At 42.7% G+C, this 15222-nt stretch carries 12 protein-coding genes and 1 tRNA gene; 6 read left to right on the plus strand and 7 right to left on the minus strand.

Annotated features, from left to right (window positions below; all coding sequences use genetic code 11):
- Window positions 1–245: 245 nt before the first annotated feature.
- From GO009_RS14640 to GO009_RS14660, 5 genes are all read right to left on the minus strand, one after another.
- Window positions 246–319 (minus strand) — tRNA-Asp (locus GO009_RS14640).
- Window positions 320–444: 125 nt separating this feature from the next.
- Entirely contained in the window at window positions 445–1374 is a 930-nt protein-coding gene (locus GO009_RS14645) for a DUF58 domain-containing protein (RefSeq protein ID WP_163627187.1), read from the minus strand.
- Window positions 1375–1456: 82 nt separating this feature from the next.
- A complete protein-coding gene (trxA, locus tag GO009_RS14650) occupies window positions 1457–1774 on the minus strand; it encodes a thioredoxin (RefSeq protein ID WP_108246432.1) in 318 nt (105 codons plus the stop codon).
- A 102-nt stretch (window positions 1775–1876) separates the two neighbouring features.
- Window positions 1877–6262 (minus strand): DNA polymerase III subunit alpha, encoded by a 4386-nt coding sequence (gene dnaE / locus GO009_RS14655; RefSeq protein ID WP_163627189.1) that lies wholly within the window; start codon window positions 6260–6262, stop codon window positions 1877–1879.
- A 146-nt stretch (window positions 6263–6408) separates the two neighbouring features.
- Window positions 6409–6864 carry a PA2169 family four-helix-bundle protein gene (locus tag GO009_RS14660; protein ID WP_163627191.1) on the minus strand — a complete coding sequence of 152 codons (456 nt, stop codon included), beginning with the start codon at window positions 6862–6864 and terminating at the stop codon, window positions 6409–6411.
- A gap of 264 nt (window positions 6865–7128) precedes the next feature.
- On the opposite strand from GO009_RS14660, the gene GO009_RS14665 reads away from it, so the two are divergent.
- Both GO009_RS14665 and rimM read left to right on the plus strand, forming a co-directional pair.
- The gene (locus tag GO009_RS14665) at window positions 7129–7707 is read left to right on the plus strand and encodes a 30S ribosomal protein S16 (protein WP_163627193.1); all 579 of its coding nucleotides are present in this window, start codon (window positions 7129–7131) and stop codon (window positions 7705–7707) included.
- A 12-nt stretch (window positions 7708–7719) separates the two neighbouring features.
- Window positions 7720–8247, plus strand: a complete 528-nt coding sequence (gene rimM, locus GO009_RS14670; RefSeq protein WP_163627196.1) for a ribosome maturation factor RimM — start codon at window positions 7720–7722, stop codon at window positions 8245–8247.
- 129 nt (window positions 8248–8376) lie between these two features.
- On the opposite strand, the gene GO009_RS14675 is transcribed toward rimM, so the two are convergent.
- Window positions 8377–8880, minus strand: coding sequence for a hypothetical protein (locus GO009_RS14675; protein ID WP_163627198.1), 504 nt, complete (start codon window positions 8878–8880; stop codon window positions 8377–8379).
- 189 nt (window positions 8881–9069) lie between these two features.
- On the opposite strand from GO009_RS14675, the gene GO009_RS14680 reads away from it, so the two are divergent.
- Window positions 9070–9780: a tRNA1(Val) (adenine(37)-N6)-methyltransferase gene (locus GO009_RS14680; protein ID WP_163627200.1), complete on the plus strand. Its 711-nt coding sequence runs from the start codon at window positions 9070–9072 to the stop codon at window positions 9778–9780.
- A 44-nt stretch (window positions 9781–9824) separates the two neighbouring features.
- On the plus strand, window positions 9825–11003 hold the full coding sequence (locus GO009_RS14685; RefSeq protein WP_163627202.1) for an acyl-CoA dehydrogenase family protein: 1179 nt from the start codon (window positions 9825–9827) through the stop codon (window positions 11001–11003).
- A 5-nt stretch (window positions 11004–11008) separates the two neighbouring features.
- On the opposite strand, the gene GO009_RS14690 is transcribed toward GO009_RS14685, so the two are convergent.
- The gene (locus tag GO009_RS14690; RefSeq protein WP_163627204.1) at window positions 11009–13309 is read right to left on the minus strand and encodes an FdhF/YdeP family oxidoreductase; all 2301 of its coding nucleotides are present in this window, start codon (window positions 13307–13309) and stop codon (window positions 11009–11011) included.
- A gap of 141 nt (window positions 13310–13450) precedes the next feature.
- Between GO009_RS14690 and GO009_RS14695 the strand changes: the two genes are divergently transcribed.
- Both GO009_RS14695 and GO009_RS14700 read left to right on the plus strand, forming a co-directional pair.
- Entirely contained in the window at window positions 13451–14710 is a 1260-nt protein-coding gene (locus tag GO009_RS14695; protein ID WP_163627206.1) for a Y-family DNA polymerase, read from the plus strand.
- Window positions 14707–15156: a LexA family transcriptional regulator gene (locus tag GO009_RS14700; protein WP_163627208.1), complete on the plus strand. Its 450-nt coding sequence runs from the start codon at window positions 14707–14709 to the stop codon at window positions 15154–15156. Before GO009_RS14695 ends, GO009_RS14700 begins: the two co-directional genes overlap by 4 nt.
- Window positions 15157–15222: the final 66 nt, after the last annotated feature.

The raw sequence follows: 15222 nt of genomic DNA on the forward strand, positions 1-15222 counted from the left end.
TGAATGGAACTCCTGGAGTTTGGCCGATCAAGCAATGGAACAAAAACCCCAGCAATCTTAAGTAAAGAAACTATAAGTCAGGGTATTTGCTGCGAATTGGTTGTCAGCACTTTAATTTGCATAATAGTCTGTTTTTTCTTGCCTTAAAATCAACTTTCTAAGGTCGAACTTACCTTATACTAAAAACAGTATCTGTTTAGATTGCCGCAACAACAAAAAAAGCCCCGATTTCTCGGAGCTTTCTGCGGTCTGGACGGGACTCGAACCCGCGACCCCCTGCGTGACAGGCAGGTATTCTAACCAACTGAACTACCAGACCAATGATTTTATCTTCTTAGACTCCGACAACAGCCGGATTCAAATCTTGTTCATTGCTTTTTTAAAGCGAGTGCAAATATACACTCTCATTTCGGATATGGCAAAACATTTTTTTAAAAAAAATGATCAAGCAAATTTCTGCCGTTCTATCATAAAGGAATTCAAGACTTGGGAGAAGTCCGAGCGAACATCCACTCCCACATATTTGATTTGATATTGCGCGCATTTCAGTTTCAGGTCCTTTTGGTATTGCAGCACTTTTTCTGAATATGCTTTTTTAATGGAGTCAGCGTACAAATCTATCTGTTCGCCTGTTTCTACATCCACAAAACGTTTGGGTGTATTGTCAAAATCAAAATGGAGCTCATGTTCCTTATCCAACAGGTGAAAAAGAACTACAGAATGTTTATTGTATTTAAGATGTCGCAGCGCTTCGAAGAGTTTTTCCTCCTCTGTTTCTGTCTGAAACATGTCCGTAAATAGAAAAATCAGGCTTCTGCGATGGATTTTTTCCGCAATCTGATGCAGGAAAGTATAGGTTTTGGTCTCTTTCGTATCTTTTTTATGGGAAGCAACTTCGTTCAATTTGGAGTACAGCATCTGAAAATGGCGTTCACTGTTCTTTTCCGAAGCATGGAAATCGTAGGTATCTGAATAAATGCTCAAGCCGACCGCATCGCGTTGTTTTTTCAAAACCTGCATCAAGGCGGCAATGGAAAGTACCCCAAAACCAATTTTGTTGAGGTTGTCCAAGGCATATTCTTTAACCTCGGGATAGTACATGGAAGTCGAGTTGTCCAGAATCATATGGCAACGGAGGTTGGTCTCGTCCTCATAGCGTTTGGTGTACAAGCGATCTGTTCGGGCGAAGAGTTTCCAATCAATATGTTTGGTGCTCTGCCCATGGTTGTAAATTTTGTGTTCTGCAAATTCGGCGGAAAATCCATGGAACGGACTTTTGTGGATACCACTGATAAACCCTTCCACAATTTGGTGGGCCAAAAGCTCCAAGTTTTGGAAAAGGGTCGCTTTGCTAAGTTCCGATCGTACGTCCATAATTGATTTCCGCAGACAAGATAAAATAAAAAAGGCTTGGCATTTGCCAAACCTTTTTTAAAATCTAATTCCAAGTTTTGTTTTACAGTGCTGCATCAATAGCATCTGTATAGGTTTTTTTAGGAGATACGCCTACTTGACGGTTTACTACCTCACCATCTTTAAAAACCAAAACGGTAGGGATATTACGCACACCGTATTTAGCGGCAAATTGTTGGTTGGCATCAACATCAACTTTCCCAACAACGGCTTTACCATCGTATTCTTGTCCTACTTCTTCAATGATTGGACCTACCATTCTACAAGGTCCACACCATGCTGCCCAAAAATCTACCAGGACAGGCTTGTCACTTTTTAAAACAACTTCGTCAAAAGTTGCATCTGTTATTTCTAGTGCCATCTTATTTATTTTAATATTATGCAAAGTTAGTCAAATAATGCCCATGTAACTTACATAGGGCGTATTCGTTTTAATTATTGCGCCATTGACAATAATTATGATCTAATTCAATTTGTAATGAATTTCATGTGCCTCCAGTTCGGAAAGTAACTCGCTGTTTATCTTCACCTTCTGTTTTCGGCTCGATAGTTTGAGTTTGATTTCCTCTTGCATCTCATAAATTACAAAACTTATCGGGTGGTCACCTTTATGTAATGTTAAAGTGTCCTTTAATGTTCTGATGCGTTGCTCTTGCAGGCGATCTATGTTCAGTTTGATGGTGAGTTTTTTAGCAAAGGCATCCATTACGTCCTGAAGCTGTTTAAAATCGTTGAACTGAAGCCTTGGGTCTCCTTTTTTGCCCGTATCACGGTTTACCCAGCCCTCGCGCACGTATGCCCGCACGTGCACAAAGGAGTTGATCATTAAGAAGTGGCGGAACTTTAAGTATTCTTCCCCAAAAATCCTTAGTTCGTAAGATTCATTATAATCTTCCAATGTAAAGAGCCCCCAGCCCTTCCCATTTTTGGAAATGCGGTGTTGAACATCGGTTATGACCCCGGCCACCGTGAGTTCCCGATTTACGTGCTCTTCCAAACGAGCAAAATCGCTTACCGTATTTTTACAAAAAGCCTTGATTTCTTTTTTAAAATCATCCAACGGGTGCCCCGAAATATAAATACCGACCACTTCTTTTTCGCGGCGTAGCTTTTCCATGGTGCCCCATTCTTCACATGGAGGAACAATGGGTTCCGGAATCTGAACCTCGCTCGCATCCCCAAAAAGACTCACCTGCGATGAGTTTTGATTTTCCTGAAACTTGGAACCATACTTCACTGCCTTTTCCAAGAAGGTTATACCATCGCCATCATCGTGAAAATATTGTGCACGATGGGTATCACCAAAGGAATCAAACCCTCCGGCAAGCGCCAAATTTTCGAAGGCTTTTTTATTGGCAGCACGCAAATCTACACGTTTAGCCAAATCGAAGATAGATCGGTAAGCCCCACCTTCTTTTCGGTTTTCAACAATGGTTTCCACAGCGGAGCGCCCAACACCTTTAATGGCTCCCATGCCAAATCGTACCGCATTGTCCTTGTTCACGGCAAACTTGTAATAGGATTCGTTAACGTCAGGACCCAATACTTCCAGCCCCATACGTTTACATTCCTCCATAAAAAAGGTGACCTGCTTAATGTCGTTCATGTTGTTGGACAGCACGGCCGCCATATATTCGGCAGGGTAGTGGGCCTTTAAATAGGCGGTTTGGTAAGCAATATATGCGTAACAGGTGGAGTGACTCTTGTTGAATGCGTAGGAGGCAAAAGCTTCCCAATCCTTCCAGATTTTTTCCAGTACATCACGTGGATGCCCGTTTTTCTCGCCACCGTCCAAGAACTGTGGCTTTAGTTTTTCCAGCAAGGCAAAAATCTTTTTACCCATGGCTTTTCGGAGTACATCCGCATCACCTTTGGAGAATCCTGCCAATTTTTGGGAGAGCAACATCACCTGCTCTTGGTACACGGTAATCCCGTAGGTTTCCTGAAGGTATTCCTCCATTTCGGGGAGGTCGTAGGTAATCTCCTCTTCACCGTGTTTACGTGCAATAAAACTGGGAATATATTCCATGGGCCCAGGTCTGTACAGGGCGTTCATGGCAATAAGGTCATCAAAAACCGTAGGTTTCAGGTTTTTCATGTGCTTCTGCATCCCGGGTGATTCGTACTGGAACACCCCAACGGTTTCCCCGCGTTGGAAAAGCTCGTATGTTTTTTCATCATCCAACGGAAAATCATCGGGAACCAACTCTATTCCCGTTCTTGCTGTTACGATTTTGACGGTGTCCTTGATCAAGGTCAAGGTTTTCAATCCCAAGAAATCCATTTTCAACAGACCGGCACTTTCCACTACCGAGTTGTCGAACTGGGTAACGTAAAGGTCAGAATCTTTGGCTACGGATACGGGTACGAAGTTGGTAATATCGTCTGGAGTAATGATTACTCCACATGCATGGATTCCCGTATTTCGCAAAGACCCTTCGAGCACTCTAGCCATTTTTAAGGTCTGGCCTTCCAAATCGTCGGTTTCGGCGATATTGAGGAGCTCGTTTACTTTTTCGAGTTCCTCGGAACGGAACTTCTTTTTCAGGTCGGCTTCGTCCACTCCAAATATCTTGTTGAGCTTGGACATGTTTGGAATCAATTTGGCAATACGGTCGGCATCGCCCAATGGCAAATCTAACACACGTGCAGTATCGCGAATGGACGATTTGGCGGCCATGGTACCGTAAGTAATAATCTGCGCCACTTGGTTTGCACCATATTTATTGATAACGTAGTCCATTACTCGGCTACGGCCCTCGTCATCAAAATCAATATCGATATCGGGCATGGACACTCTGTCCGGATTCAAGAACCGCTCAAAAAGTAGGTCGTACTTTAAGGGGTCGATGTTGGTAATCGTTAAACAGTATGCTACCACCGAACCTGCTGCGGAACCACGACCTGGTCCTACCGAAACATCCATATTCCTTGCTTCCCGGATAAAGTCCTCCACAATCAAAAAGTATCCTGGGTACCCCGAGTTTTTGATAATCTCCAACTCAAAGTCTATCCGTTCCCTGATTTCATCCGTAAGTTCTCCGTACCGCTTTTCGGCTCCTTTGTAAGTGATGTGCCTCAGGTAGGCATTCTCACCCCTGTTTCCGCCATCCACATCATCTTCAGGATCTTTGAATTCTTCTGGAATACTGAATTTGGGCAGCAAAATATCACTGGCAAGATCGTAGGGCTCAATTTTGTCCACGATTTCCTTGATGTTCAAAATGGCTTCGGGCAAATCCTTGAAGAGCTCCTTCATCTCGTCCGAAGATTTGAAGTAATACTCTTGGTTGGGCAATCCATAGCGATAACCACGACCCCTACCGATGGGGGTGGATTGCTTTTCCCCATCTTTCACGCATAGTAAAATATCGTGTGCTTCGGCATCCTTTTTATCGCAATAATAAGTGTTGTTCGTGGCGACCAGTTTTACGTTATGGTCTTTGGCCATCCGAACCAAAACTTGGTTAACACGATCTTCGTCTTCTTGCCCGTGACGCATGATTTCGATGTAAAAATCGTCACCAAATTGTTCTTTCCACCACAATAGGGCTTCTTCTGCCTGGTTTTCGCCAACATTCAGGATTTTGTTGGGCACTTCACCATATAGGTTTCCCGTAAGGGCGATGATGTCTTCCTTGTATTGCTCAATGACCTTTTTGTCGATTCTGGGCACGTAGTAGAAACCATTGGTATACGCAATGGAGGACATTTTTGCCAAATTGTGATAGCCTTTTTTGTTTTTGGCCAAGAGCACAATTTGATGTCCGTAGTCCTTGACGTTTTTATTGGTGTGATCCTCGCAGACAAAGAATTCGCAACCTACGATTGGAGTAATCTCTTTTTCGGTAGGCTGTTCGCCATTGGCTATAAGTTCCTCGTTTTTGGCCTTTACCGCTTTGTTGTGTCCCATGACTTCTTTAACAAAGTGAAAGGCGCCCATCATATTGGCGTGGTCGGTAAGGGCTACCGCAGGCATGCCGTGGTTGGCAGTGGCTTTTACCAAATCTTTTATATTGATGGTTGACTGAAGCACCGAAAACTGTGAGTGGTTGTGTAGATGAACAAAGGGTTCGTCCTCCAACGTCTCCACGTTTTCTTGTATTTCTTCATCCGATACGCCTCCTGTATCTTCGGCCCAAAGGGCATCAGCAATTTCTTTTGATGCGGCCTTTAGGTTGATGTGCTTTAACCCGATAAGCTCTATTTCCTGCGGATTGGCTTCGGAGAAACGCTCAAAATAATCAGGTTGAACATCGAGTTCTTGGTAGGAATATTGTTTTTTGCGGACCAATTCCAAAAAGCAACGGGTCGTAGCTTCCACGTCGGCCGTTGCATTGTGCGCCTCGGCAAAAGGCTCGCCGAACAGGAACTCGTGGAGTTCGGTCAACGTAGGCAATTTAAATTTACCGCCACGCCCTCCTGGTATTTTACAGAGTTCTGCGGTATGTTCCGTACAGGTATCGAGTACTGGGAGTTCGGTCAAAGGACTTTCCACACTTTCACGGTGGAACTCGCATCCCATAATGTTGATATCGAACCCCACATTTTGACCCACCACAAATTTGGTCTGTTGCAATGCCTTGTTGAAAGCTTCCAAAACTTCGCTTAGGGGAACACCTTTTTCTTCAGCCAAAGCAGTGGAAATGCCGTGTATCTGTTCTGATTCGTAGGGAATGTTGAAACCTTCGGGTTTTACCAAAAAGTCCTGGTGCTCAATTAAATTACCAAGTTCATCATGCAACTGCCATGCAATCTGAACGCATCTTGGCCAGTTGTCGGTATCGGTAATCGGGGCGTCCCAGCGTTTGGGCAAACCAGTGGTTTCCGTATCAAAAATCAAATACATAGGCTAATAGTCTCGGTCAAAAAAAGAATAGATAAAAGTACGGAAGAAGATAGATTTGGTGAAATAGAGTTTTTAGGAGTTATCAACTAAAAAAAAGCCGGGAATACATCCCGACTTTTTCTGATTGTATCTGCTGACTTTTGGAATTACGATACTGCTGTTTCAAATATGTTGGCTGTCTCCAAGGTTTCCCTGATGGCATTTCTGTGCTTCATCAATAGGCTTTCCGTGGATGGTGGCAGCACAAAATCTTTATCGTGCAATATATCATTGTATGTGGCGATGGCTTCTTTCTCGCCTCGATGCACTTCTTCCAACATGGCTTCTTCATTGTTGGTAGTGAACAACGATTTAAAATCTATCCAAGATCGGTGCAAGGTTCCTTTGGTGCTTCCTCCTTTTTCTGGGGTTTGTCCAAAGGACATAATTTCAGCTTTTAACTCTTGGCCAAAATTGTATCGCTGTTTGGCACTGTCCATAAAGAATTGTTTAATGGTTGTATTGTTTACCTTTTCAGCTGCTTGCTTGAATCCTTTTTCAGCATCGTATGTTCTTTCCAAAAGTTCGTTCAATTTGTTCGACATTTCTACAGTGTACTTCATAATCTCTCTTCATTTTATCGGTTAATGGCCATCGGCTTTCGATGATTTCTATATATAAGATAAGGTTAAGTGTCAGAATAACAAATGGTTGCAATGGTTTATAATAGGTTTAACGAGATAGGGTTCAGTTGTTAAAAGTATTTAACTTTTTTTACCGAAAACACTGTGCTATAAACAAATAAATGTATATTTGCACCCGCTTAACGGATAAGCGATTAAAAAGAATTAATAATCAGGGTCGGGCACCCTACAAATTAATGTGATATGCCAGTTAAAATTAGACTTCAAAGACACGGTAAAAAAGGTAAACCATTCTATTGGGTAGTTGCCGCCGATGTTAGAGCAAAAAGGGACGGTAAATTTTTGGAAAAATTGGGTACTTACAACCCAAACACCAATCCAGCTACAATTAATCTAGATGTTGATGGTTCTGTAAAATGGTTGCAAAATGGTGCACAACCAACAGATACTGCAAGAGCAATCCTTTCTTACAAAGGTGTTCTGTTGAAGCATCACTTGTTGGGCGGTGTTCGCAAAGGAGCATTGACCGAAGAACAGGCCGAAGAAAAATTCAACGCTTGGTTGGAAGAGAAAGAACAAAAAATTCAAGACAAGAAAGATGGATTGACCAAAGCCGAAGCCGAAGCCAGAGCCAAAGCATTGGAAGCTGAGAAGGAAGCGAACGCTAAGAGAGTTGCCGCTGCTTTGCCAGAAGAAGAGGAAGTAACTGAAGATGCTGCCGAAGAGACTGCCGAAGCGGCTACAGAGGAAGCCACTACCGAAGCTGAAACACCTGCCGAGGAGGCTCCTGCTGGTGAAGAAGCTGATAAAAAAGAAGAATAGAAACATAAGGCGATGCGCAAGGAAGACTGTTTCTACCTGGGCAAAGTCGTTTCAAAATATAGTTTTAAGGGCGAGGTGTTGGTCAAACTGGACACCGATGAGCCCGATATCTACGAAAATATGGAATCAGTACTTGTTTCATTAGGGAACAACCTGATTCCATTTTTTATTGATAGATGCCGATTGCACAAATCCAACCTACTTCGCATTGATTTTGAAGAGGTAAAGGACGAACCAAGTGCTGATAAACTTATTGGTTCCGAATTATACCTTCCTCTTACCATGCTGCCTCCACTTACAGGCAACAAGTTTTATTTTCATGAGGTAATCGGTTTTACCCTAATGGATGAGGTTTATGGAGATATTGGTGTTGTGGAATCCATTAACGATAGTACTTCACAAGATTTATTTGAAGTAAAAAAGGGCGACAAGGAATTGTTGATTCCTGTCAGCGATGAAATAATCAAAAAGGTTGACCGCAAGAACAGGACAATTTTTGTGAAGACCCCCGAAGGTTTGGTAGATTTATATCTAGGTTAAAAACAAAAAGGAGGCATTAATTTGCCTCCCTATTAACTTAATAAAACTAGATGAAACACTATTTTTTCCACTTGCCGCCACCAAGATAAAAACCTAATGATATGCCCAAGTAGGAGTTTTAGTTTTTATTTAAAAATGAAAAGCAAAACCGATTAATCCTTGAAAAGCACTGTCTGCCTTATCTTCATCTAAAGTCATATTGTATCGAATTGTTGGTTCAATACTTACATTGTTTGCGACAAACCATGCATAACCTCCTTGAACGCCAACCCAACTGGCACCATTTCCATTAGAACTTGCCCCAGTATAATCCACTCCTAAAGGTATCTCATCTATAATATAGTATTTGACCCCCACTTTGTAATTGAATGTGCCATCCATATCATCTCCCCCAGAATAACCTAAACCTAGTTTTAAAGCTAAATTGTCGGATACAAAGTAACCTCCCTCTGTTCCGATAGAATACAAGGTATACCCATTAGTTGAGACCAGGGAAAAAGCTGTGCTACCAGTCGTCCACGAACCCGTGTTGGCTTCGATAATCCAGCTACCTTGACTCAAGGAGTTTGAGTCATTTTGTGCATAAGTTGTTATTCCAACTAAAAGGAACATTGCAAAAAAGATTTTTTTCATAATCATAAGTTTAGATAATTTGGTAATGATTTTATTGGGGCCTTTCCCCGTAAAGTTGTCGGCGAAATAACTATATTCTATTCAAGTATTGCCTCCAGAATTAACGAATGCCTTATATCAATTTATGAATGCCCTATTTGAATTGATGTCCGTAAATCAAGTACACATCATTAACGTATCTTTGATGACATGAAACCTTTTAAATTCAAAGAGTTTACAGTTCACCAAGACCAATGTGCCATGAAGGTGGGAACCGATGGTGTATTATTGGGCGCATGGACATCTTTGCATAATGATCCTGAATCCGTTTTGGACATAGGAGCAGGAACCGGTCTTATCGCATTGCAACTCGCACAACGCTCATTGGCCGAAACCATAGATGCCATTGAGTTGGATGATGCTGCCTATGAGCAGTGCGTTGCTAATTTTGAAGTATCACCATGGGGAGACAGACTGTTCTGTTATCATGCAGGTTTTGATGAATTTGTGGATGAAATGGACGATAAGTACGACTTGATCATTTCCAATCCGCCTTTCTATTCCGAAGATGTGGCCAGTAGAAATGAATCACGGGACAAGGCACGGCAAAGCAGTTCGCTGCCTTTTGAGGAATTAGTTGAGGGAGCAGCAAAACTTTTGAATGAAGATGGGATTTTTGCGGTAATCATTCCCTTTAAAGAGGAGTCTTATTTTACCGATGTTGCCAAAAAAGAAAGATTATTTCCAAACCGAATCACTCGGGTAAAGGGAAATCCCCATACCGATTTTAAAAGAAGTTTGATAGAATTCAGTTTTGATGAAAGCGAACCACACATTGATACCTTGGTCATTGAAGAAGGTAGACATAAATACACCAAGGAATATATCCAATTGACTCAAGCATTTTATTTAAAAATGTAACAATAACTGAATGAAATGTTATATTTACTTAAAATTTATTCTAAATGAAGCCCGATTTATTTGAAGCCCCAGATTACTACAATCTAGATGATTTGCTTTCAGAGGAGCATAAACTGGTTCGTGATGCGGCCCGCCAATGGGTAAAGCGAGATATCTCCCCGATTATTGAGGAATATGCCCAAAAGGCGGAATTCCCAGAACAGATTATTGGTGGATTGGCTGAAATAGGTGCTTTTGGTCCCTACATCCCTGAAGAATACGGCGGGGCAGGTTTGGACCAAATCAGTTATGGCTTGATCATGCAGGAAATAGAACGTGGCGATAGTGGAGTTCGCTCTACAGCTTCCGTGCAGTCCTCATTGGTCATGTATCCCATATTCGCCTACGGTACCGAAGAGCAGCGCAAAAAATACCTGCCCAAATTGGCAACAGGGGAGTGGATGGGCTGTTTTGGACTTACCGAGCCCAACCACGGATCTAATCCAGGAGGAATGGAAACCAAATTCAAGGATGCTGGTGACCATTACCTGTTGAACGGTGCCAAACTGTGGATTTCCAACTCACCATTTGCCGATGTGGCCGTTGTTTGGGCCAAAAACGAAGAAGGACGAATCCACGGACTTATTGTGGAGCGTGGCATGGAAGGCTTTTCCACACCAGAGACCCATAACAAATGGTCGTTGAGGGCGTCGGCTACGGGCGAGCTTATTTTTGATAATGTAAAAGTGCCCAAAGAAAATTTGTTGCCGGGTAAAAGTGGACTCGGTGCACCATTGGGTTGTTTGGATTCCGCCCGATACGGCATTGCATGGGGAGCTATCGGAGCTGCCATGGATTGTTACGACACGGCACTCCGTTATGCCAAGGAACGTGTTCAATTTGGGAAACCCATTGCGGCATATCAACTTCAGCAAAAGAAATTGGCCGAAATGATTACCGAAATCACCAAGGCCCAATTATTGGCCTTTCGTTTGGGACAATTAAAAAATGAAGGCAAGGCTACTACCGCCCAAATTTCCATGGCTAAACGGAACAATGTGGAAATGGCCATTAAAATAGCTCGCGAAGCACGGCAGATGTTGGGCGGAATGGGAATTACGGGAGAATATAGCATTATGCGCCATATGATGAACCTCGAAAGTGTAATCACGTACGAAGGCACACACGATATTCACTTGTTGATTACCGGGGCCGACATTACCGGTATTCCTGCTTTCAAATAATCGATTCAAGAAACTTTTGCCACCCTGACTTTGATGGATTTACTGATAGGCGTCTGGCTCTTATCGGCAAATTGATTGTAGGGAACCAGCATATTCGTTTCAGGAAAATAGGCGGCCATGTTTCCTTTTGGGATTTCATAGGGCACAACTATAAATTTTTCTGCGGTGCGTTGAATACCGTCATAAGTGCTGTACAGATTGACTATATCCAATCGGGTAAGCCCTTTTTCAACCATATCCTCTTTATTCATAAAAACCACACGTCGTTCATTGTGAATGCCACGGTAACGGTCGTTCAATCCATAAATGGTGGTATTGAACTGGTCATGCGAGCGAATGGTCATCAGCAATAACTCATTAGCTTGCAATTGATGGTTGGGCAATGGGGTAATGGACAATTGTGCCATTCCATTGGGTAGCATCCTAAAATCACGCGTACGGACATTGTTAGGTAGATAATAGCCAAATCCTTTGGATTGTTCGCTGGTATTCTCGAACCCCTTCACGGTTTTGTCTATCAACTTTCGGATAAGATTGTAATCCTGACCCAACTCATACCAATTCATGGAATGATTGCCTCTAAAATAAGTATGGGCCAAGAGGGCAATGATCTCAGGTTCACTTTTAATGTGATCGGAAGCAGGTTTCAACAGTCCTCTGCTCTGTCGAACCTTGCCCGTACTGCTTTCCATCGTCAAAAATTGAAGCTCGCCGTTCTTCTCATCTTTTTCGGAACGGCCAAAGGTCGGCAACAACAATGCAGTTTTGCCCGTAACCAAATGGCTTCGGTTCAGTTTGGTACTGATTTGTACCGTCAAATCACAATTTTGAATGGCTTCGGCAGTATATCGTGTGTCTGAAGCGGCCATCAAAAAATTGCCGCCCAAACAAACAAACACTTTGGCCTTTCCTTCATGCATGGCTTTGATGGCCTCGACAGTATCGTATCCTTTTTCCGTAGGTGGGTCAAAATTGAGGTGCTTTTGGATTTTTTTGTTCAAACTTTGGCTTACGTAGTGCATAATGCCCACCGAACGATCGCCCTGCACATTGCTATGCCCACGCACAGGACAAGTCCCGGCAAAGGGTTTTCCCACAGCTCCCTTGAGCAATAGAATATTCACATATTCCTTGATGCAATCCACTGCATTTTTATGCTGGGTAATGCCCATGGCCCAGCAGATAACGATTTTGGTGTTTTCGGCCAACAATTGTACAACCTGATCAATTTTTCGCATGTACACCCCCGTTCTTTTTTGAAGGCTTTCCGTATCATAACGATCCAAATCTTTCAGCAGGTCATCATAGCCATCCACATATTCCACAATAAATTCATGGTCTAGGACATTATTGTTTTTGGCATCAAGAGCGACCAATTTTTTTAGAATGAGTTTGGTCAGCGCAATATCCTCATTGATTTTTACAGGCAAATGGATATCGGCCATGGCCTGTCCGTTGCCCAACATGTCCGAAACACTTTGCGGGTTTTTAAAGTTGACCAATCCCGTTTCCGCCAATGGGTTTATACTGATGACCTTACCCCCATTCTTCTTGCACTTTTCCAGCGCAGCCAGCATTCTTGGGTGATTGGTCCCGGGGTTTTGACCCACTACCAGAACCACTTCAGCACCATATAGGTCATCGAGTTTTACCGAACCTTTTCCGATTCCAAGTGTTTCGGAGAGGGCAACACCCGATGATTCATGGCACATATTGGAGCAATCGGGCATATTGTTGGTGCCAAAGGCACGGGCGAACATACCATAGAGGTAGGCAGCTTCGTTGCTAGATCGGCCCGAAGTATAAAAAATGGCCTTATTGGGGTTTTCTAGCTTATGCAATTCTTCAGAAATCAATTCAAAAGCATCTTGCCAAGTAATGGGTTCGTAGTGCAGACTGTTGGGTCTTAAGACCATCGGTTCTACGAGGCGACCTAGTTTGTTCAGTTCAAAGTCACTTAATCTGGAGAGTTCCTCAACGGAATGTCCCGAAAAAAAATCGGCTCCTATATGTTCCCGTGTGGCTTCATCGGCCAAGGCTTTTGCCCCATTTTCACAATATTCCGCAATTTTTGATGGATGTTCGGGAACGGGCCAAGCACAACTAGGGCAGCGAAACCCATCTTCTTGGTTCATTTCCAAAAGGGTTCGCATGGAACGCATAATGCCCATTTCCTTAAAAGTGTGCCGTAATGCTTCCTTTACTCCCAAAAGGCCAGCAGATGTATGCATGGGATCTTTTAGGCGGAGTCCAGTGAATTTGATATCCCCAGTAAGGGAAATATTGCGGGTTATCTCTTTTTGCATGTCCTAATATAGGATTTTGGGGTGGGATAATTATTTCTCATGACTTTGGGCAATCCTATACTGAACGGAATTACCTTTGGTTCAAATTTGAATTACAATGGATTTCCTATGTAATTTAGCAAAAATCGAGTATTTTAAAGCATGTTCGCCCTTGTAGATTGCAATAACTTCTATGCCTCTTGTGAACGGGCTTTTCAGCCCCAGTTCAATAATGTCCCTGTGGGTATTCTTTCCAATAACGATGGTTGTTTTATCTCGCGTAGCGATGAAGCGAAGGTACTTGGATTGCCCATGGGCGCCCCGGAATTCAAATATAGGCAGTTTTGTAAGGATAATAAGATCAAGGTGTTTTCATCCAATTACCCTTTGTATGGTGATATGAGTACGAGGGTCATGAACATTCTCGGAACTTTCACTCCCGATATGGAAGTGTACAGTGTTGATGAAGCCTTTCTAAAGTTTGATGGTTTCAAAGATTATGACTTTGATACTTACGGCAGGGAAATCCAACGGACTGTTCAAAAATGTACGGGCATTCCCATCAGTATAGGAATTGCACCCACGAAGGGATTGGCCAAGGTCGCCAATAAAATCGGCAAAAAACTGAAATCAAAAACCGGAGGAGTATATGTGATCCATTCCGAAGAAAGACGGATAAAAGCATTGAAATGGACTAAAATCGAGAGCGTCTGGGGGATAGGACGTGGAAACCTGAAACGGTTACAGACCAGAAACGTGAAAACAGCCTATGATTTTACCCAATTGCCAGATGAATGGGTAAGGAGACAAATGGCCATTATCGGTCTTAGGTTGAAAAAAGATTTGGAAGGTAAGCCAACATTGGACTTGGATGATGACACTCGCGATAAAAAAGCGATAGCCACCACCAGAAGCTTTGAGAACACCTATTCCGATATTGAGAATATAAAGGAACGGATATCCACCTTCGCGACCAGTTGTGCCGAAAAATTGCGGAACCAAGGGAGCAGTTGCAACTATTTGGTGGTGCTTTTAAGAAGCGACAGGCATAAAAAAGACGAACCACAGGATAAAAGCAGTCTTATCGTTACTTTGCCCTACGCTACGGATTCCAGCCTAACCATAAGCAACTACGCAGTTAAGGCTGCGGTTGCCCTATTCAAACCTGGAATCAAATATAAAAGAGCGGGAGTAATTGTATCGGGACTGGTACCCACCAATGAACGGCAATTGGACCTGTTCCTGACCGAAAATCCAAAACACCATAAACTTATGCAGGTTATGGATGGGATCAATACCAAATATGGCACTAACAAAATGAAAATAGCCAATCAAGATTTGGAAAGAACTTGGAAGATGCGACAAAATCATCTTTCCCCTAGATACACTACAAATATCAACGAAATAATTGTGGTAAAATGACTTCCAAGAAAACTTCAAATATGGATGCCCTGACTTTTTTCACGCCTGATGAGAGTAAAGATGTGAACATCCCTATTTCCAAAAATACCATATCTGCGGGATTTCCTTCACCTGCGGATGATTTTAAGGAAAAGCGCATCAGTTTGGACAAAACTTTGATCAAGAATAAAGAAGCAACCTTCTATGCACGGGTGAGTGGAGAATCCATGATCGGGGCAGGGTTGGATGATGGGGATTTATTGATTATAGACCGCAGTTTGGACCCAGAACACGGCAAAATAGCAGTTTGTTTTTTAGATGGAGAGTTTACCGTAAAGCGACTGCATATCAAGAAGAACACCATTACATTGATGCCAGAAAATAAAAGCTACAAACCCATTGAAGTTTCCAGGGATAGTGATTTATTGATTTGGGGAGTGGTCACTTATGTGATCAAGGCATTATGACAATTGGATTTTGAAGGCTTTTTATGCCAAACCCGTCAATTCGAGTAAAATTCCGAAGGAATTTTG

The organism is Allomuricauda sp. TY007 (assembly GCF_010468565.1).
Classification (GTDB): Bacteria; Bacteroidota; Bacteroidia; order Flavobacteriales; family Flavobacteriaceae; genus Flagellimonas.

Coding starts and splice junctions, on each gene's coding strand:
- GO009_RS14680 (WP_163627200.1), top strand. CDS start 9,070: ATGAAACCTTTTAAATTCAAAGAGTTTACAGTTCACCAAGACCAATGT.
- GO009_RS14665 (WP_163627193.1), top strand. CDS start 7,129: ATGCCAGTTAAAATTAGACTTCAAAGACACGGTAAAAAAGGTAAACCA.
- GO009_RS14645 (WP_163627187.1), bottom strand. CDS start 1,374: ATGGACGTACGATCGGAACTTAGCAAAGCGACCCTTTTCCAAAACTTG.
- GO009_RS14660 (WP_163627191.1), bottom strand. CDS start 6,864: ATGAAGTACACTGTAGAAATGTCGAACAAATTGAACGAACTTTTGGAA.
- GO009_RS14690 (WP_163627204.1), bottom strand. CDS start 13,309: ATGCAAAAAGAGATAACCCGCAATATTTCCCTTACTGGGGATATCAAA.
- GO009_RS14695 (WP_163627206.1), top strand. CDS start 13,451: ATGTTCGCCCTTGTAGATTGCAATAACTTCTATGCCTCTTGTGAACGG.
- GO009_RS14700 (WP_163627208.1), top strand. CDS start 14,707: ATGACTTCCAAGAAAACTTCAAATATGGATGCCCTGACTTTTTTCACG.
- rimM (WP_163627196.1), top strand. CDS start 7,720: ATGCGCAAGGAAGACTGTTTCTACCTGGGCAAAGTCGTTTCAAAATAT.
- GO009_RS14685 (WP_163627202.1), top strand. CDS start 9,825: ATGAAGCCCGATTTATTTGAAGCCCCAGATTACTACAATCTAGATGAT.
- trxA (WP_108246432.1), bottom strand. CDS start 1,774: ATGGCACTAGAAATAACAGATGCAACTTTTGACGAAGTTGTTTTAAAA.
- GO009_RS14675 (WP_163627198.1), bottom strand. CDS start 8,880: ATGAAAAAAATCTTTTTTGCAATGTTCCTTTTAGTTGGAATAACAACT.
- dnaE (WP_163627189.1), bottom strand. CDS start 6,262: ATGTATTTGATTTTTGATACGGAAACCACTGGTTTGCCCAAACGCTGG.